General features: G+C 38.4%; 13 protein-coding genes. 9 read left to right on the forward strand and 4 right to left on the reverse strand.

The window, feature by feature from the left end:
• Window positions 1–498 precede the first annotated feature (498 nt).
• Entirely contained in the window at window positions 499–1476 is a 978-nt protein-coding gene (locus tag J4051_RS02785; protein ID WP_208232224.1) for a pyruvate dehydrogenase complex E1 component subunit beta, read from the forward strand.
• A 74-nt stretch (window positions 1477–1550) separates the two neighbouring features.
• Complete coding sequence (locus J4051_RS02790; RefSeq protein WP_208232225.1) at window positions 1551–4049, forward strand: DUF5686 and carboxypeptidase-like regulatory domain-containing protein; 2499 nt, start codon at window positions 1551–1553, stop codon at window positions 4047–4049.
• Window positions 4050–4075: 26 nt separating this feature from the next.
• Here J4051_RS02790 and J4051_RS02795 read toward each other — a convergent pair whose 3' ends face one another.
• The gene (locus J4051_RS02795; RefSeq protein WP_208232226.1) at window positions 4076–4597 is read right to left on the reverse strand and encodes a hypothetical protein; all 522 of its coding nucleotides are present in this window, start codon (window positions 4595–4597) and stop codon (window positions 4076–4078) included.
• A gap of 440 nt (window positions 4598–5037) precedes the next feature.
• Between J4051_RS02795 and J4051_RS02800 the strand changes: the two genes are divergently transcribed.
• The 4 genes from J4051_RS02800 (at window position 5038) to J4051_RS02815 (ending at window position 10462) form a co-directional block, all read left to right on the forward strand.
• Window positions 5038–5565, forward strand: coding sequence for an inorganic diphosphatase (locus J4051_RS02800; RefSeq protein ID WP_208232227.1), 528 nt, complete (start codon window positions 5038–5040; stop codon window positions 5563–5565).
• Window positions 5566–5682: 117 nt separating this feature from the next.
• Window positions 5683–8079 carry a sodium-translocating pyrophosphatase gene (locus J4051_RS02805; RefSeq protein WP_208232228.1) on the forward strand — a complete coding sequence of 799 codons (2397 nt, stop codon included), beginning with the start codon at window positions 5683–5685 and terminating at the stop codon, window positions 8077–8079.
• A gap of 78 nt (window positions 8080–8157) precedes the next feature.
• On the forward strand, window positions 8158–9423 hold the full coding sequence (locus tag J4051_RS02810) for an MgtC/SapB family protein (RefSeq protein WP_208232229.1): 1266 nt from the start codon (window positions 8158–8160) through the stop codon (window positions 9421–9423).
• 1 nt (window position 9424) lies between these two features.
• Window positions 9425–10462 carry an App1 family protein gene (locus tag J4051_RS02815; protein WP_208232230.1) on the forward strand — a complete coding sequence of 346 codons (1038 nt, stop codon included), beginning with the start codon at window positions 9425–9427 and terminating at the stop codon, window positions 10460–10462.
• Between the two features lie 257 nt (window positions 10463–10719).
• On the opposite strand, the gene ppk1 is transcribed toward J4051_RS02815, so the two are convergent.
• From ppk1 to J4051_RS02830, 3 genes are all read right to left on the reverse strand, one after another.
• Window positions 10720–12792, reverse strand: a complete 2073-nt coding sequence (gene ppk1, locus J4051_RS02820; RefSeq protein ID WP_208232231.1) for a polyphosphate kinase 1 — start codon at window positions 12790–12792, stop codon at window positions 10720–10722.
• A 118-nt stretch (window positions 12793–12910) separates the two neighbouring features.
• Window positions 12911–13525, reverse strand: coding sequence for a deoxynucleoside kinase (locus tag J4051_RS02825; protein WP_208232232.1), 615 nt, complete (start codon window positions 13523–13525; stop codon window positions 12911–12913).
• Between the two features lie 2 nt (window positions 13526–13527).
• Complete coding sequence (locus J4051_RS02830) at window positions 13528–14307, reverse strand: hypothetical protein (RefSeq protein WP_208232233.1); 780 nt, start codon at window positions 14305–14307, stop codon at window positions 13528–13530.
• A 221-nt stretch (window positions 14308–14528) separates the two neighbouring features.
• On the opposite strand from J4051_RS02830, the gene J4051_RS02835 reads away from it, so the two are divergent.
• The 3 genes from J4051_RS02835 to J4051_RS02845 are packed head-to-tail and all read left to right on the forward strand — an operon-like array spanning window position 14529 to window position 19811.
• The gene (locus J4051_RS02835; protein WP_208232234.1) at window positions 14529–15404 is read left to right on the forward strand and encodes a GLPGLI family protein; all 876 of its coding nucleotides are present in this window, start codon (window positions 14529–14531) and stop codon (window positions 15402–15404) included.
• 43 nt (window positions 15405–15447) lie between these two features.
• The gene (locus tag J4051_RS02840; RefSeq protein ID WP_208232235.1) at window positions 15448–18204 is read left to right on the forward strand and encodes a TonB-dependent receptor; all 2757 of its coding nucleotides are present in this window, start codon (window positions 15448–15450) and stop codon (window positions 18202–18204) included.
• Window positions 18205–18263: 59 nt separating this feature from the next.
• Complete coding sequence (locus J4051_RS02845) at window positions 18264–19811, forward strand: M20/M25/M40 family metallo-hydrolase (RefSeq protein ID WP_208232236.1); 1548 nt, start codon at window positions 18264–18266, stop codon at window positions 19809–19811.
• Window positions 19812–19846 lie beyond the last annotated feature (35 nt).

Below are 19846 nucleotides of genomic sequence, written 5' to 3' on the forward strand. Positions count from 1 at the left end.
ATTTTGATAGAAACATCATTTTTGTTGATTTCGTTCTCAATGGGATGAAGTTTTAATGAATTTATGCTGATAGTTTAAGGATGAGCACTTGAAAAGTTAAAACACCATAATTAATTGAGAATAAAATCTCAGTTGCAGATTTTCTTAATGTAATGTATTTTCAATAAGCGCTGTGTTTGTCTGGATTGAAAATGCTAATACCAATCAAGAACCTCGAGTCTATCCAACTGGTACGGGTAGGCAAGCTTTAGGTTGTTCTGACCCAATGGTGGGAATAAAGTGAAAATCACGTATTTTTCACTCCTACTTAAATGTTTGATTTGCACGGTTATAAAGAACTTTAGGGGCCTTAGTTTTATTCGCTTAAAAATGTTGTTATTTTATTATCAATAATTGTTACTTTTGCTACTCGATTTATAACATTAACTAAAAAAGTTCTTCCCTTTGGGGCGACTGGGCAAATTGCACTGTGCGAGCTGGAGTGAAGCGAAGATGTGAATGAAGACAATTCAATTTAGAGAAGCGATCTGCGAAGCCATGAGCGAAGAAATGCGTCGTGATGAGACCATTTATTTGATGGGTGAGGAAGTTGCAGAATATAATGGTGCTTATAAAGCATCAAAAGGAATGTTGGACGAATTTGGTGCCAAACGTGTTATTGATACTCCAATTGCAGAACTTGGTTTTGCTGGGATTGCTATTGGTTCTACCATGACCGGTTGTCGCCCAATTGTGGAATATATGACCTTTAACTTCTGTTTGGTTGGGATTGATCAAATTATAAATAACGCTGCCAAAATCAGACAAATGTCTGGTGGGCAATTCCCATGTCCGATTGTATTTAGAGGTCCAACGGCTTCTGCAGGACAGTTGGGAGCAACGCATTCTCAGGCTTTTGAAAATTGGTTTGCGAACACCCCAGGATTGAAAGTAGTTGTGCCGTCAACACCTTATGATGCGAAAGGACTTTTGAAATCTGCCATTCGTGATAACGATCCTGTTATTTTTATGGAAAGTGAGCAAATGTACGGTGACAAAGGAGAAGTGCCAGAAGGTGAATATACCATTCCATTGGGCGTTGCGGAAGTGAAGCGTGAAGGTACAGATGTGACTATCGTTTCTTTTGGTAAAATTATAAAAGAGGCCTTCAAGGCGGCTGAAGAGTTGGAGAAGGAAGGCATTTCATGTGAAATCATTGATTTGAGAACGGTGCGTCCTTTGGATAAGGAAACCATCTTAGCATCGGTAAAGAAAACCAATAGATTGGTTGTTTTGGAAGAGGCTTGGCCTTTTGGAAATATCTCTACAGAAATAACCTATATAGTGCAATCAGAGGCTTTTGATTATTTGGATGCTCCGGTTGTAAAAATCAATACTGCGGATACACCTGCACCTTACTCACCAGAGCTTTTTAAAGAGTGGTTGCCTAATAGCGATGAGGTCGTTAAAGCGGTTAAAAAAGTAATGTATAAATAAATCGCTCCCGATAGCTATCGGGAATGCGTTATCATAACTTCATTGACATTAGTGTTGATGAAGTTTTTTGCCTTATGAACCTAAATCTAAGAGTCCTACTTTTTTTCTTCGGAATGTGTTCCACATTTGCTCAAACCAAAGTCAGTGGTTATGTGTTTGATGAAAACAACGTTTCTGTTGCCTATGCCAACGTCCTTTTTAAGGGTTCGACAGAAGGCACCATCACTAATGAGGACGGCCGTTTCTATTTGGAATCCGGCAACACCTACGATACACTCATCATCTCCTTTATTGGTTATGAAACTTTGGAGATTCCACTGACCAAGAAAGTCAACTACGATTTGAGATTCATCTTAAAGGAAGATGCTGGCCAATTGGACGAAGTTTATATTGTCACGGGAAAACAGTCAAAAAAAGAAAGTGAAAATCCTGCAATTGCCATCTTAAAGAAAATCTGGGAACGCAAACGCCAGAATGGACTGCGTCAATTTAAGCAGTATGAGTACGATAAGTACGAGAAAGTGGAGTTTGATATCAATACCATTGACAGCGCCTTAATCAAAAGCAAGTTGTTTAGAGGGATGGAGTTTGTCTTTGACCAAGTGGATACTAGTAAAGTGACAGGAAAGACTTATCTGCCGATCTTTATCAATGAAGCACGAAGCAAAGTGTTTGGTGATAATTTGAAAAACAAGGAAAAGGAAGATCTTAAAGGGAATAAAAACTCAGGGTTTAGCAATAATCAGATTATTATCGACTTTGTGGACGATCTTTATTCTGATTTTGATATTTATGACAACTACCTCAAATTTTTTGATAAGAGCTTCGTAAGCCCATTATCGAGAACAGGTATCAATACCTATAATTATGTGCTTCGTGATAGTACCTTCATTGAAGGAAAATGGTGTTATAACATCATCTATTATCCACGACGAAAAAATGAACTGACGTTTAAAGGCGATTTTTGGGTTAATGACACCACTTTCGCCATCAAGGAGATTAATTTGCAAGCTTCAAAAAGTGCGAATATCAACTGGGTGAAGGAGATTTACATCGAACAGGAATTTGAAGTCGTTAATGATTCTGTATTCTTGATTAAACGCGACTATTTCATGTCGGATTTTTCCTTTAATAAAAAGGAAAAGTCGCGAGGTATCTATGGAAAGCGCACCACACTTTACGATAATTACATGTTTGATATCCCAAAGGAGGACAAGTTTTATAGCAAAGAGGTATATAGCTATAACGAGGATGTCTATAATAGGGATGATGACTTCTGGAACGAAAACCGAATGGAATCCTTAAGTCAGGATGAAAAAGGCGTGTATAAAATGTTGGACACACTTAAAACTGTAAAAAAGTTTAAGCGTCTGTATAACTTAGGAAGTATTCTGGCCTCAGGTTATGTGGAATTTACGGATATCAACTTTGATTATGGTCCTATTTTCTCCACCTTTGGCTTCAATGAAGTTGAGGGCATACGGGTGAGAACGGGCGGAAGAACTTATTTTGGTCCTAACGACTTATGGCGTTTGGAAGGGTTTTTGGCTTACGGGTTTAAAGACGATAAATTCAAATATGGTATTTCTGGAAAGTGGCTGATTGATAAAAGAAACAGATTTATTATTTCAGCTGGACATCGACGTGATGTGGAGCAAATAGGTGTTAACCTAACCTCATCCACAGATATTTTAGGACGTAGTTTGGCCTCATCTTCGTTGTTCGGGACAAGTACCAATGATAAATTGACCAACGTGAATCTGACAACGGTGGCCATGGAACTCGAGCCTGTAAGAAATCTTGAGTTCAGATTGAGCGGCACCTATAAGACTTTAGTTTCCGCTTCAGATACGTTTAGCTTGGACTTTTACACAGACGAAACACAAACTACTACTGCATCAGAGATTCATCAGTATGAGAATTCCCTTTCTGTCTCTTATTTTCCAGGACGAAAGATGACTGGGTTTGGTGTGGAACGCCGTATCTCCAATGATGGTTTTCCAAGTTTGTTTGCACAGGTGACTCGAGGCGATAAGTCTATTTTGAACAGCGATTTTGATTATACAAAGGTTCAGTTTTCTTACATTCAACCGTGGCATATTGGTGCTTACGGAAGATTGACGAGTACAATTGAAGCTGGTAAGACTTTCGGCGAAGTGCCTTTGGGGCTTTTAAATGTCGTGCCTGGTAACCAATCTTATTTTTCTATTTACAATACCTTTTCGCAATTGGATTATTACGAATTTGTAACCGATACCTACACGTCTTTACATTTGGAGCACAACTTCAATGGTCGGTTTTTCTCGCGAATTCCGTTTTTACGCAAGTTGAATCTCCGAGAAATCGTGGGAATAAGAGGCGTATGGGGTGAAGTGTCGCAAGCCAACAGAGATTTGAATGCTTCAGGATTAACCTATCTGGCGCCTACAGACAAAATTTATTATGAATACAGCGTCGGAGTAGGTAATATCTTTAAAGTCTTCCGAATCGACTTTAACTTTAGAGGCAACTATCTTGATACTCCTGAGGCGCGTGATTTTGGGGTAACGGGAAGTTTTGGATTTAATTTTTAATTCATCACCGTAACTATCTGTCTTAGTTAAGTCGCTACATAGTACTTCACTGAAACCAATTCCAAAGATTGTGGGGCTCCCAAATCTGGATTAAAAGGATATTCTTGGTCAAAGGTTAAAGTACAACTGGAATTGGCCGCAATGTTATGGCATGGCACTGAAGCCAAACTAGAATAATTGCCGGTGTATTCAAAACCATCCCCAACTGGCCGTATGGTTAATATAGCCAAGCCTTCTACAGCATAATTATTAGGGTTATTAAGTTTGATCTCAAATTTCAGACGAGAAGTATTATTGCTGGTATCCGTAGTAAAGGTGAAATATAATACCTTATAAGTGAAGTTCTTCAATTCAAGTGGTCCCTTATCTTCATGTGCAACGAAGTCACATGGAACTTCTTCCGCAACATAATAAAGGTTAAGTCTGTGGTTCTCGAGAGCATAATGTGGCATTTCTAAGGTTTTTGTACAGTCATCATCCTTTGAACTACAGCTTGATATGAACATTGAGACCATCAAAAACAGTGTAAATAAAACTTTTTTATTCATAAGATTGGGGTTTTTCCTCATAACATGAGTTAGGTTATTTCTGAGTTAAATGTAGGAAATAAAGTGAAAGGTTTTTAAAATTTTCGATAGGACAGAATTTTTTTTTTTGGCCTTATTTTCAGTGACAAAAATACGGTCTCAATTTTCCAATAATTGGTATATAGCCTATCTGAAACTATGCCGTTTATGTGATAGGTCGGCCAAAGTATGGGTTTCATTATAGTATTTTAAAAAAATGAATTTATCTTCTTTTTTACTAAAAAAGGTTTGTTTGCTGAATGTTCAATGTGCAGATTTTAAGCTTTCTAACCTTCGGAATGAAAATTAGCGCCATATTCAATTGTGAATAACAAACCGTTCCGTATCTTTGCACGCCTGAAAAATCGAAGAACAATTAACATAAGCCACTAATAAGAAGGCTATTAAAATAAATAAACACCATGAGTGCTAAAGGAAAAAAAACATTTGACGTATTGATTGAAATACCAAAAGGAAGCCGTAACAAATTCGAGTACGATTTTGAATTGAAGAAAATTCGCTTCGACCGTTTGTTGTTTTCTTCAATGATGTATCCTGCCGATTATGGCTTCATTCCAGAAACCTTAGCCTTGGACGGTGACCCGTTGGACGTTTTGGTATTGGGGACGGAACCAACATTTCCAATGTGCGTTATGGAAGTAAAACCTATTGGTGTTTTCCACATGGCGGATGAAATGGGAAATGATGAAAAGATTATCTGTGTGCCGGTTTCTGATCCTATTTGGAATACGCTTAACGATTTGTCTGATGTAAATAAGCATCAAGTAAAAGAAATTGAGCATTTCTTTCAAGTTTATAAAGATTTGGAAAAGAAAAAAGTTGATGTTGGAGGTTGGGGCACTGCTGAAGTGGCTTATGACATCGTCAATAAATGTGTTGACCGTTATGAAACAAGTGAGCATAAAACCAATGGAAACTTCACTATTTAGGACATTTCACTTCATATAATATTTAAGAACCTCTTATAAAGCATAAGGGGTTTTTTATTTCTCTTTGATTTTATTACTTTAGCACCCGTTTAAAACCAATCAATCTAATACTATAATATGGAATCAATGATGATTTATATGCCAATTGCGATGGCAGCCTTAGGGTTAATTTACATGCTTATTAAGCAATCGTGGGTCTTGAAACAGAATGCTGGAGATGGTAGAATGAAAGAAATTTCAGATTATATCTACGAAGGTTCACTCGCATTTTTAAATGCAGAATATCGCTTATTATCTATTTTTGTTGTCGTGGTGAGTATTTTGCTCGCCATTGTTTCTTTTGTGGTACCAACAACCCATTGGTTAATTGTCATTGCTTTTATTTTTGGAGCTGTATTTTCAGCTTTTGCCGGAAATATTGGGATGAAAATTGCTACTAAAACTAACGTTAGAACTACACAAGCCGCGAAAACAAGTTTGCCAGATGCATTGAAAGTGTCTTTTGGTGGAGGTACTGTGATGGGACTTGGAGTGGCTGGTTTAGCCGTCCTAGGCTTGACATCATTTTTCATTTTCTTCTTTTGGTTCTTTATGGATAGCACTTGGACCAACACCATGGATATGACCATCGTTTTAGAAACGCTTGCTGGTTTCTCTCTTGGAGCAGAATGTATCGCATTGTTTGCACGTGTTGGTGGTGGGATTTATACCAAGGCAGCCGATGTGGGTGCCGATTTGGTTGGTAAAGTTGAAGCTGGTATCCCTGAAGATGATCCGCGTAACCCTGCAACCATTGCGGACAACGTAGGTGATAACGTAGGTGATGTTGCGGGAATGGGTGCCGATTTATTTGGATCCTACGTGGCAACCGTTTTGGCGGCTATGGTTTTAGGAAACTATGTGATTAAAGATATGGGCGGCGCTATTACGGATGCTTTTGGTGGGATTGGACCAATCTTATTGCCAATGTCCATTGCAGGTGTTGGTATTATCATCTCTGTCATCGGAACTATGTTGGTGAAAATTAAGAGCAATGATGCCAAAGAGCCTCAAGTTATGGGTGCACTAAACCTTGGAAACTGGGTGTCTATTGCGTTGGTTGCTATCTCCTGTTATGTATTGGTCATTTGGATGTTGCCGGAAACGATGAAAATGGATTTCTTTGGAGAAGGTCTTCAAGATATTTCTTCTATGCGTGTCTTCTACGCTACTTTGGTTGGACTGTTTGTAGGCGCCATGATTTCATCAATTACCGAATTTTATACAGGATTGGGTAAAAAACCAATCTTAAAAATTGTACAACAATCAAGTACTGGTGCAGGAACCAACATTATTGCAGGTTTGGCAACAGGGATGATTTCTACTTTTCCTTCAATATTATTATTTGCGGGTGCCATTTGGGCATCTTATGCCTTCGCTGGATTTTATGGAGTGGCTTTGGCAGCTTCGGCAATGATGGCAACTACAGGGATGCAGTTGGCTATTGATGCCTTCGGACCTATTGCGGATAATGCAGGTGGTATTGCCGAAATGAGTGAACAGGATCCTATTGTAAGAGAGCGTACTGATATCTTGGATGCGGTTGGAAATACAACAGCAGCAACTGGAAAAGGCTTTGCTATCGCTTCTGCGGCCTTAACGTCTTTGGCGTTATTTGCAGCCTATGTAACCTTTACAGGGATTGACGGCATCAATATATTTAAAGCACCTGTTTTAGCAATGCTATTTGTTGGTGGAATGGTGCCCGTAGTGTTTTCTGCTCTTGCAATGAACGCTGTTGGTAAAGCAGCCATGCAGATGGTAGAAGAGGTTCGTCGTCAGTTTAGAGAAATTCCTGGAATTATGGAGGGGACAGCAAAACCAGAATATGATAAATGTGTTGCTATTTCAACAGAGGCTTCCTTAAGAGAAATGATGCTCCCAGGATTATTGACTATTGGCTTTCCATTGCTTATTGCTTTTGTACCGATGATTTTTGGAATGAATAACTTAGCGATTGCGGAAATGTTAGGTGGGTATATGGCCGGTGTTACCGTGAGTGGAGTACTTTGGGCTATTTTCCAAAATAATGCTGGTGGTGCCTGGGACAATGCTAAAAAATCATTTGAGGCTGGGGTGTTGATCAACGGAGAAATGACCTACAAGGGCTCGGAGGCGCATATGGCAGCAGTTACAGGAGATACAGTTGGAGATCCATTTAAAGATACATCAGGACCGTCTATGAACATTTTGATTAAGTTGACCTGTTTGATCGGATTGGTAATTGCCCCTATTTTAGGTGGACATGCTATTACAAGTACGGTGACAAGTACACAATTTGTTGAAACGACCAACGGCGTCACAGACGCTTTAGAAGTAGATATGATTTCTTTAGATGCTGAAAATGCTAAAGCTATCGTCACAAAGACATTTACAGATAATGGTAACGTAATGGCAGAAGAGAGTGTATTGGAAGGTACTTTGGAAGAGGTAAAAGCGGCTGTAGCAAAATTACAAGCTGAGAATAAAAAATAATTTTTTTGTAATAAAATTCTGAAGAAAAGGCTATATCTCCATGATGTAGCCTTTTGTTTTTTTACTAACTTAGTCTTTATGAATTATGAGGACCTCACTACATTAGGAATTGCTTTTGGTCTTGGCCTCTTGGTCGGGATGCAACGTGAGAAGCATAATAAGGATCAGATTGCTGGTGTTAGAACCTTTACGCTTATATCTGTTTTAGGTGTGGTGGCTGGTTTTTTGACACGGTTATATGACAATCCCTATGTGTTACCTTTAATTGGCTTGGCGATGGCTGCGATGCTCATTACAGCCAATATGATGAAGCTTAAAAAGCAGGACAATCCGACATTGGGCCAAACCACTGAAATGGCAGCTCTTTTAATGTTTGCCATTGGTGCGTACTTAGTGGTTGGAGATCGCGTGGTAGGTGTGATCATGGGCGCTGCCATTGCTATTTTATTATATGTTAAGGATCATCTTCACAAGTTTATTGGCGATTTGGAAGATAAGGATGTGTCAGCCATTATGATTTTAGCAGGCATCAGTTTAATTATTCTACCCATTCTACCAGATAGGACCTTCGGGCCATTAGACGTGTTAAATCTTCGGAATATTTGGCTTATGGTGACACTGATTGTTGGGATCAGTGTCATTGGATATTTTATCTATAAATTCATCGGCAAGAAATACGGGATTTTATCCAATGGGATCTTGGGAGGAATTATAAGTAGCACTGCAACTACAGTCAGTTACGCCAGATTCACCAAAAAAAGTAAAAACATTCATAAGGCCTCTGCATTTGTTATTTTTGCAGCGGCAACGGTGTCCTTAATTCGTGTAATGATAGAAATAGGCGCCGTCATTCCAAGTCTATTATCTCAAGTCGTTTTACCCATCGTTGCTTTATTTTTGCTGATGATTGGCCTATCCGTCGTTCTTTTTTATCTCATCAATAAACAGAGCGCTTCTGATGAAATGCCAAAACCAGAAAATCCAGCACAAATAAAAAGTGCTTTGATGTTTGGTTCAATTTATGCCATTATTCTTTTGGCGGTTGCATTTACCGAACAGGAATTAGGAGATAAAGGCTTATATATTGCAGCTTTTGTAGGCGGCCTGGCAAATAAGGATGCCATAACCTTGTCCCTCTCACAAAGCATTGGAAGCGGCCTGGATACAAACTTCGGTTGGCGCTTGATTGTAGTGGCTTCCTTGTCCAATTTTTTATTTAAAATTGTACTTTGCGCCATCTTGGGGACGAAACAATTGACAAAATGGGTGGCACTCTTTTTTGGAGCGGCCATTCTTGGAGGTTTATTAATACTATGGCTCTGGCCTGAAACTTGGCATTTTTAATATGGGATTATTCAAAAAAGACCCTCTGCAGGTCATCGTTTTTCAAAGTTATGGCACCGCATCACATTTGTATGTAAGAGGTCGGGCCCTTGAAGACGAATCTATCGATTTGGAAGGTAAGCATCCCATAAAACTTTTGATTAATGCCTACAAACGGTTTGAAACTGATGAGGTTAGACACGCCGCTTTATTGTTGAAATTACCTGACGGACAAATTTTCGAAACGGTGACCGATGATGAAGGCTATTTTCTTTTGGATGAAAAAGTGGAAGGTCTTGATGCTTTAGCCAATGAAGAAGGGTGGTTGTCTTTTGAAGTGGCTTATAAGGACTTTACGTCCAAGCGTATTATTCAATTGGAAAATCGGTTTCCTGGAGAAATGTTGATTCCAGGTTTGAGTCAGGGACAGGATTCAAAAGACGTTTCATTTGGAGTGGCGAGCGATATTGATGATACCATTTTACATACAGGATTGGTATCAACACTGAAATGGCGGGTGATCTACAATACGTTTTTGAAACGTGCTTCAAAACGATCCCCGTTGGAAGGTGCTGCGGAATTTTATCATCTTTTGCACCGAGGAAAAACGGGTGAGGAAGCAAATCCGATATTTTATGTCAGCCATAGTCCCTGGAATATGTATCGCTACCTTGAATTCTTTCTTAAGAAGAACGATTTTCCAAAAGGTCCAATTCTACTTCGTGATTTTGGTAAATTTCTCAATCGGAAGAAAAACAAAGAAAAGCCTCAGAAGCAACACGAAATCTTGAACATTTTGAAAACCTATCCAGAATTAAAACTCATTTTAATTGGCGATAGTGGCGAACATGATGCGGATATCTATTTGGAAATTGCAGAACTTCACCCCGATCGGATTCTGGCCATTTATTTAAGAAGTGTCAAGCACAAAAAGAAAATGCTTCGGGTAAAAGGCTTATATGAGAATTATAAGGCCACACCTGTGCTTCTGGTAGATAGTAGTAAGCAAGCGATGGAACATGCTCGGGAGAATGGGTTTATTAGTGAAACCCTATTTTGACAACCACGAAGTGCGCAGACAAAATAGTTTGTTGAACTAATCTCGCTACTTAGCGGGATCTTGATATTGAAGGTTTGAATAAGTTGCAACGTCACCAGCTAAACACGGGCGGGTGACACTGATTATTTATGACTCTCTCTGAATTCAATATGGGCTACATTTCGATGAAGCTTAAACTGATAATCTCATGTTTCAAATCTTATTAGAAGAGAAATAATAAACCGCTTAAATCCCCTAAGATCAGCGTTCCATAAAATCTAAGATTTCAACCTCTTGAAATATTCATAAATCTCATATTGCGATCGAATTTCCGGTTTCTTGCCCACCTTGGCATATTCATTTTTCTGATCCGCATCAATAATTCGGGCTTTCACATTATCCGCCATTTCAATATCAATAACATCCCTAATAATCTTAAAGTTATCAGGATCCAAAACAGGTGTGACTACCTCGATACGATGGGTTAAATTTCGTGTCATCCAATCAGCAGAACCGATATACATTTTTTCCTCACCGCCATTTCCAAATATATAGATGCGACCATGTTCTAAAAACCGATCTAAAATACTGGTAACTTTTATGTTTTTGCTTTGACCTTTTATGCCTGGTACCAAGCTGCACATGCCTCTAACCAATAATTTAATTTTAACACCCTTATTACTGGCTTCATAAAGCAACTTGATCATTTTTTTATCCTCAAGACTGTTCATCTTTAAGATCATATAGGCTTCTTTGCCCGCTTGCGCCAAGTGGATTTCCTTTTCAACAAGGCTCACAAATTTGTTACGCATGTTAAATGGCGAGATCAATAATTTTTTTGCCTTAGGAACAATAAAAACACCTTCCAGAACCAAGAATAACTTATTGAGATCCTCGGTAATTTTTTTATTGTTGGTCATCAAGCCAAAGTCGGTATATAAAGTCGCGGTATTCTCATTGAAATTCCCCGTGCCGACATAACAGTAATGTTTAACGTCGTCACCAACTTGACGTTCAATATATATTATTTTGGAATGGACTTTAATTCCTGGGTAACTGTAAATCACTTCAGCACCGTTTTCTTTGAAAATCTCGCCCCATTTCAAATTGTTCTGCTCGTCAAATCGCGCCTTGACTTCAATGAAAATTATAACTCTTTTTCCATTTTTAGCAGCTCTGGCAATGGCATCATTTAAACGTGATTCTTCAGCAACACGATAAAGCGTCATTTTTATGGTCGTCACTTTTGGATCTTCAGCAGCCTCTTCCAAAAGCTTAATAACAGGTTCAAAAGACTGATACGGATAATGCACCAGCTGATCTTTGGTGTCAATAGCTTCAAACATGGACATATACTTTGAAGTCACTGGATGATCAAGTGGTGGAAACTCTTCAAAGTAGAGGTTCTTACCTGTCGGGTTTGGAAAGCTGAAAAAATCTCTAAAATTATGATAGCTGCCTCCTAAAACCACATCGACATTGGTGATGTCCAATGCTTTTTTTAGAACCTTTTGAAAATCTTCTGGCATGCGTCTATCGATCAAAACTCGAGTGGCCTGACCTGTTTCGCGCATGGGAAGAGATTCCTTGATTTTTTCCATGAGGTTGCCCGAAAACTCGTCTTCAATATAGAGTTCAGCATCCCTCGAGATTTTTATGGCATAATAGGATAAATCGAGCTCTGGTTGTGCTCTGTAAAGGTTGTATTTGATGATATCATCAATAAATGTGATATAATGGTCCCCTTTTTCTGAAGATGACTGTGATGTTTTGCTTTCTGAATGATTGGGAAATACAAAAAAACGAGGCTCATCTTTTGGTATTTGAACGACTTGAAACTTATTTTTAGAGATGGATGCCGTGATATAAGAGCTTTCATTCTCTACAAATACGGATTCTTTAGTCGAAAAAATCGAACTTCCAAAATCAATTTTAGATTTTAAGGTGGATTCGAAATAGTCTTCAGCGACCTTCTTTTGCGCTTCTGAAAAGTCTTTATATTTTATCAAATGGATGCCTTCGTTCTTTAGGTCAGGAATGATTTCGTCCTGAAAAATCTGTCCAAATTCTTCTTGAAGTAAATCCACTTGTACCTTGATTTCGGCAAGAACGCGATTGGGTTTGATGACCAGTTTTTTACGAAGGGCCTTGTCCAGATCCTTGACTTGTCTGATATCTGAAACCCTGACCCTGAAGAATTCATCCAAATTAGATGAAAAGATGGCCATGAACTTGATGCGTTCATAAAGTGGATTCCTCTTGTCTGCAACCTCTTGCAAAACACGATGGTTAAAGCGTAACCACGAAAGGTCACGATGATAATATTTAGAATTATATAGTGGTAAGGCCATAAATTAATATCAATAGTCTATCTCCCGCTCTGGAGCTCCTGAAAGTTGTTTTAAAATATTTCAGGGGTGGAAAATTACACTTTTAAACGCAAAAAAATGTTAGAAAAATGATAAGGTCTTAAAATAATCCATGAATTTCCGCATCAATCGTAGTGATAATACTCCCTAAATCCTCAGGATTTGAAACAAAATCTAAATTGTCAACGTCAATAATTAAAAGTTTTCCTTTGTTATACCCATGGATCCAGGCTTCATAACGCTCGTTCAATCGACTTAAATAATCAATGCTGATGGAGTTTTCGTATTCTCTCCCGCGACTATGGATTTGCTTGACTAAGTTAGGAATAGAGCTGCGTAGGTAGATTAATAAGTCTGGTCCTTGAACAAAAGATTCCATCAACTCAAAAAGGGCTCGATAATTCTCAAAATCCCTGTTGGTCATTAGTCCCATCGCATGTAGATTGGGAGCGAAAATATGTGAGTCTTCGTAGATGGTCCTGTCCTGAATGATGTCCTTTCCACTTTCGCGGATCTGCAAAACTTGGCGGAAGCGGCTATTCAAGAAATACACTTGCAAGTTAAAACTCCAGCGTTCCATTTGATTGTAAAAGTCATCTAAATACGGATTGTCAACTACATCCTCCAATTGAGGTTCCCATCTGTAATGTTTGGCTAATAATTTTGTGAGCGTGGTTTTCCCAGCGCCTATATTTCCGGCGATTGCGACATGCATATTTATCTGATTTTTAGTTGGAACTGATGAAGCGTTTCATCGGTGTAAATATACAAGCTTTCATTGGTTACTAAAAACTGTTTTATTAACAATTCAGGGAGATGGATGGGGATGAGTTGGGGGGTGTCTTTGGCCAAAAAATAAAGTTTCTGATCTCGTTGGATAATTAAATTGCCGTTGTCCTCTACGATTTGACTATACCCATCATTTTTTATTTTAGCAATGGTACTTCCAAAATAATTATAGGTGTACAAGAATTTTTCGGTGAGCAGCCAACTGTAATTGTAATTGCTTGTAAGCGCCAGCACTTTTGACCCAACAGGCATTGTAGTGGCTCTTGTTTTGTTGGTTTTATAATCAAAAAGCTCTAAATGTTGCGTATCCTGATTGAAAATCCAAATGGTATTATCCGATCCTGTAGCAATGTGGGTAATGTTTTTATAGGGTTGGATCGCGTTGAAATCGATTTTGTAAATTTCAGAGAGTCGATTGTCCAAAATCAAAACTGTATTGAAATTTTTATAAAACAAATTGATTTTTAAAGTATTGAAGGGGTTTGCTGAGGTGATTGTCCCCAATTGCACATTGCTGTAACTATAGTTCTGGTTGGGGTCTTTTTTATAGAGTGTGTTGCCAACGATATGAAAAAGTGCTCCGAAGTTATCGATATGGATGATTTGATCAGCTTTTAAGGGAATTGTGCCTACGATTTCGGTAGTGATTCTTTCTTGGGAAAAGAGTGCTATCGAAAATAAGAACGAAATGTATAGTAGGCTTTTCATTGTGGATTGAAATTTACAAAAATCAAACCACAAATTAGCAAATTAACTTATAACCAAAGCCTCTAAACTTCAAAAGCGTTAGGAGTTGCGAACGGAGTTAATATTGCTTACAGTTATTTTTGTGAAAAATTTAACATTTGTTGGTTTTACTATTTGGAGTTTATGTAGTCCAACTGTAATGATGTTGTCTTAAACGACATCCTATTAATAAAACGTATAAGATGAAATCACTCTCTATTAGAATTCTTTCCAGCTTTATCTTTTTGATTTCTGGGGCAATAATGGCCCAGGACTTTCAAGGCAAAGCCTATTACCAATCCAAAACCACTATGGATATGAGTAATTTTGGTGGTCAGCAAATGAGCGAACAGCAGAAGAAAATGATGGCCGAACGTATGAAAAGTATGCTGGAAAAAACTTTTATTCTAAGCTTCAATAGAACGGAATCGATTTATAAAGAAGAAGAAAAATTGGCAGCACCAGGCGCGGGTGGTGGTAGATGGGGCGGTATGATGGGCAGTTTCGCCGCTGGTGCCCAATATAAAAATGTGAAAGACCAACAGTTGATCCAGGATCAGGAATTCTTCGGGAAGCAGTTTTTGATCAAGGATTCAATTCCGAAACTGGAATGGAAAATGGAAAGTGAGTCGAAGCAAATTGGACAATACCTATGTTTTAAAGCTACCGCTGTGAAAAAAGGTGACGATTTGGACTTTGCCAATATGAGACGACGCAATAGAGATGACGAGAAAAAAGAGGGTGAAAAATCCAAGGACACAGCAAAATCAACCAATCTCATGGATGAAATTGAAGTGCCAAAAGAAATTCTTGTTACCGCTTGGTACACACCACAAATTCCCGTTAATCAAGGTCCAGGCGAATATTGGGGCCTTCCAGGCTTGATTTTAGAAGTCAATTCAGGCCGAACCACTATTCTGTGTTCAAAAATTGAAATCAATCCAACAGTCAAGACGGAGATTAAAGCACCTTCTAAAGGTAAAGTAGTTACCAAAAAGGAATACGACGACATCGTGAAGGAGAAAATGGAGGAAATGCAAGAAATGTACGGTGGCAGAGGTCGCGGCTCCCGTCGTTAAGATACAATTAGCTAACCTAAACTAATCAATCAAATACATTATAATGAGAAAGTTCATCACGCTTTTACTGCTTTTAGTAGTAGGGCATTCATTTGCTCAAATCAAAGTAGAAGGCGTCGTTAAAGATAGTATTGGTAATCCGCTGGAACTCGCCAATGTTATCGCCATTAATCAAGAGACCAAAGCTTTGGAGTCTTACGGAATTACCAACGATCAGGGGGAATATAAGTTGGCACTTGCAAAAAACACAACCTACTTGGTTCAGGTGAGTTATATTGGCATGAAAACCGTTGATGATGTTTTGGCCGTAAAGGAGTCTGATCTTACCAGGAACTTCACTATGCAAGAAGATAATACTCTGGACGAGATTCAACTTACCTATGAAATGCCCGTGACCATAAAAGGGGACACTTTGACTTATAATGCCGATTCTTTTAATAAAGGTACAGAAAGAAAACTTGAGGATGTCCTGAAAAACTTGCCAGGGGTTGAAATTAATGCCGATGGACAAATTGAAGTTGAAGGTAAAGTTGTTAATAAATTAATGGTAAACGGAAAGGATTTCTTTGATGGCGATTCAAAATTGGCTACTAAAAACATTCCATCAAGTGCTGTAGATAAAATACAGGTATTGCGAAATTATTCTGAAGTTGGGCAATTAAGTGGTGTGCAAAACAATCAAGACAATGTCGCAATCAATATTAAATTGAAAGAAGGTAAGGAGAATTTTTGGTTTGGTAATATAACTGCAGGAGGAGGTGTTGCGCCTTCGCCAAATGATGAGCTGTATTTGGTGCAGCCCAAGCTGTTCTATTACAGTCCTAAATACAGTATTAACATTATTGGCGACATCAATAATATAGGCGAAGTTGCACTTACAGGACGTGATATTCGAAATTTTGGAGGCGGTTTTAGAAGTCCAAGTAGCGGTAGCGGAACGCGTATTAACCTAGGTGATAACAGTTTAGGGGGGTTGACCAATCTTGGAAATGCGCAAGCAATAGAATCGAAATTAGGGGCTCTCAACTTCAGTTATGCACCCAACAAAGCCTTGGATATTAGTGGATTTGCAATATACAATAGTAATCGATTGAAAACGCGCCAAGAAAGTTTTGTCCGCTATACAGATTCAGATTTGGGGATTCCGGACGAAGAAAAAGTAGAGACTGGTCGTGAAGCAACAAATCAAGGTTTGGCTAAATTCAGTGCGCGGTACAAGCCCAACGTCAATAACCAGTTGGATTATGATATCTTAGGTCGAATTTCGAGCGACTCTGAAGTCAATAATGTATTTTCATCAGTGGTTGGAAATACCGATCAATTTGATAAAGCTAAACCTTTTAGTATCCATCAAAATGTGAATTACTACTACACGTTGAATGAAAAAAATATTTTTGCCTTTGAAGCACAGCATCTACTCAAGGACGAAGACCCCTTTTACAATGCGCTTTTGGTAAATGATCCCACGAACAACGATGCTCCTCCAAATGAAAGAGATGCTTTTGACAACACTGCGGGAAGTTTAGGATTGAACAGAGATCAATTTGGATATAATCTGAATCAAGAACGGCGAATTAAATCCAACCAGCTCGATGCCAAATTGGACTATTATAATATTTTGAATGCCACTAGTAATATCAATTTTACTTTGGGAGCTATTTTGAGCAATCAAAAGTTCAACTCCAATATTTTTCAATTTTTAGATGATGGCTCTTTCTTTGATCCTACTGCAAATTTGACCGATGCTGAAGGGAATCTGTTGCGCAATGAAAACGACACGGAGTACAACTTTAGTGATATTTATTTGGGAGTGCATTACAGGTTGAAATCCGGAAAATTTACATTTACGCCTGGCTTTTCTCTTCATGCCTATGGTAATAAAAACACGCAATTTGGCAAAACTTACGAAGACAATTCCTTTAGGATTTTACCCGATTTTGAAACCTTGATTCAATTCAAAAGGAGCGAAAGCTTAACGTTCCGTTATAGCATGCAAAATTCTTTTACAGACGTTACAAGGTTAGCTCAAGGTTTAGTTTTAAATAATTATAATAGTATTCAGTATGGTGAGCCAGAACTACAGAATGCACTATCGCACAATTTGAGTTTGCGTTACTTTAGTTTCAATTTGTTTAATTACACCAATATTTTTGCAGTGCTTAACTACAACAAAAACATAGACCAAATTAGATCACTCACTAATTTTGATAATGTGATTAGAACGAGCACCTATTTCAATTCAAACTTTGCGGACGAAAGTGTAACGGCATTTGGTCGTATACAGCGTACTTATGGCAGATTGAGGGCAGGTATGGGTGTGAATTACAATTACAATAAAAACAATCAGTTCATACAAGACAGAAGATCTATAAATGAAAGTTTTTCTCAAAGTTATACACCAGAATTAAGAACCAATTTTAAGAAAGCTCCAAATGTGACCTTAAGATATCAGTACAGAGTAACTAATAATAACCAAGGAACAAACAAGACCAAGTTTATCACTAATGCGCCATCCATCGAATTTGATGCTTATATATGGAATGCCTTTACCGCAAGAACCGATTATTCCTACACCAAGCAAAGCAGTGATGTTGGTCCGTCAGATTCGTACCAAACTTGGAACGCAAGTCTATCCTATAGAAAAGATAAGGATGCCAAATGGGAATATGAATTAAAAGCCTCTAACTTATTGAATATAGATTCTAATATTAACAACGGCTCCAATAATATTTCAGTATATAGTTCAGAGACCTTTGTTCTGCCACGATTTGTGACCTTTAGAGTTATTTACTCACTTTAAAATCTCAAATAATAGTCGTAATTTCATAACCTTAAATTTTAATATAAAACAAACTAAACATGAAGAAAATTTTATTCGGGACGTTCCTGATTTGTTCAACGCTAATTGCCACTGCACAAGAAAAAAATGCAGTCATTGAAAACATGATTAAGGAGGCCAATGAGAACTCCCAACTCGAAGTTTTAGGGCATCAATTAATGGATGTGATTGGACCACGATTGGTGGGAACACCGCAAATGAAACAAGCACATGATTGGGCCGTAGAAACTTACGGAAAATGGGGGATTTCAGCAGAAAACCAACAATATGGTGAGTGGCGAGCTTGGGATCGCGGCATTACACATATTGATATGGTATCACCACGTATTCAGTCTTTGGCTGGGACCCAATTGGCTTGGAGCGCAAGTACAGGTCCAAAAGGAGTGACTGCCGAATTGATTACACTTCCAACCGTGAAAGATTCGATGGAATTTAAAAATTGGCTGAAGAATGTCAAAGGAAAATTTGTCATGGTTTCTGAAAACCAAATTACGGGCAGACCAGACTATAACTGGGAAGAATTTGCCACTCCGGAATCTTTTGAGAAAATGAAAAGAGAACGTGATTCTTTAACAAGAGAGTTTTTTACTAATATGCGACGTACAGGATATACTACTCGTAACATTCATGAAGCTTTGGAAAGTGCTGGAGCAGCAGGTATTGTCTCATCTTATTGGTCAAAAGGTTTTGGTGCCAATAAAATATTTGCTTCCAGAACTAAAAAAATCCCAACAGTGGATATACAATTGGAAGATTACGGCATGCTGTATCGTTTAGTTGAATCTGGTAATAAACCAAAGATAAAAATCGTTGCGGAGTCTAAAGATTTAGGTGTCGCACCAACTTTTAATACGATTGCTCAAATAAAGGGTAGCGAAAAACCAGACGAATATGTTGTTCTCTCAGCACATTTTGATTCTTGGGATGGTGGTACAGGAGCCACTGACAACGGTACAGGTACTTTAGTCATGATGGAAGCGATGCGTTTATTGAAAAAGTTTTACCCAAACCCTAAGCGTACCATTTTGGTAGGCCATTGGGGCAGTGAAGAGCAAGGTTTGAATGGTTCGCGTGCTTTTGTTGAAGACCATCCAGAAATGATGGATAAGATCCAAGCCGTGTTCAACCAAGATAACGGTACCGGACGTGTGGTTAATTTATCAGGTGCAGGATATTTGCATGCTTATGATTATTTGACGCGTTGGTTAAATGCAGTTCCGAAAGATATTACTAAACATATTAAAACGGATTTCCCTGGCTCACCAAGTGGAGGTGGTTCTGATAATGCCTCTTTTATAGCTGTTGGAGCACCCTCATTTAACTTGAGTTCCTTGAACTGGTCATATTGGAATTATACATGGCACACTAACCTTGATACCTATGATAAAATTGTTTTTGACGATGTGAGAAGCAACGCCATCTTGACTGCAATTTTAGCCTATATGGCAAGTGAAGATGACACAAAAGTGTCAAGTGAAAAAATCATATTGCCGGTAAGCGAACGTACTGGTAGACAAATGGAATGGCCAACACAACGTTCACCAGAACGTAAGGGCGGCTTGGATTAATTTAAACCATTATAGAAAAACAAAAAACCTTCAAC

Source organism: Gelidibacter pelagius (assembly GCF_017581925.1).
Classification (GTDB): Bacteria; Bacteroidota; Bacteroidia; order Flavobacteriales; family Flavobacteriaceae; genus Gelidibacter; species Gelidibacter pelagius.

Excerpts from the sequence above, each read along its gene's own strand:
- J4051_RS02785 (WP_208232224.1), top strand. The coding sequence starts at position 499 with ATGAAGACAATTCAATTTAGAGAAGCGATCTGCGAAGCCATGAGCGAA.
- J4051_RS02790 (WP_208232225.1), top strand. The coding sequence starts at position 1,551 with ATGAACCTAAATCTAAGAGTCCTACTTTTTTTCTTCGGAATGTGTTCC.
- J4051_RS02795 (WP_208232226.1), bottom strand. The coding sequence starts at position 4,597 with ATGAATAAAAAAGTTTTATTTACACTGTTTTTGATGGTCTCAATGTTC.
- J4051_RS02800 (WP_208232227.1), top strand. The coding sequence starts at position 5,038 with ATGAGTGCTAAAGGAAAAAAAACATTTGACGTATTGATTGAAATACCA.
- J4051_RS02805 (WP_208232228.1), top strand. The coding sequence starts at position 5,683 with ATGGAATCAATGATGATTTATATGCCAATTGCGATGGCAGCCTTAGGG.
- J4051_RS02810 (WP_208232229.1), top strand. The coding sequence starts at position 8,158 with ATGAATTATGAGGACCTCACTACATTAGGAATTGCTTTTGGTCTTGGC.
- J4051_RS02815 (WP_208232230.1), top strand. The coding sequence starts at position 9,425 with ATGGGATTATTCAAAAAAGACCCTCTGCAGGTCATCGTTTTTCAAAGT.
- ppk1 (WP_208232231.1), bottom strand. The coding sequence starts at position 12,792 with ATGGCCTTACCACTATATAATTCTAAATATTATCATCGTGACCTTTCG.
- J4051_RS02825 (WP_208232232.1), bottom strand. The coding sequence starts at position 13,525 with ATGCATGTCGCAATCGCCGGAAATATAGGCGCTGGGAAAACCACGCTC.
- J4051_RS02830 (WP_208232233.1), bottom strand. The coding sequence starts at position 14,307 with ATGAAAAGCCTACTATACATTTCGTTCTTATTTTCGATAGCACTCTTT.
- J4051_RS02835 (WP_208232234.1), top strand. The coding sequence starts at position 14,529 with ATGAAATCACTCTCTATTAGAATTCTTTCCAGCTTTATCTTTTTGATT.
- J4051_RS02840 (WP_208232235.1), top strand. The coding sequence starts at position 15,448 with ATGAGAAAGTTCATCACGCTTTTACTGCTTTTAGTAGTAGGGCATTCA.
- J4051_RS02845 (WP_208232236.1), top strand. The coding sequence starts at position 18,264 with ATGAAGAAAATTTTATTCGGGACGTTCCTGATTTGTTCAACGCTAATT.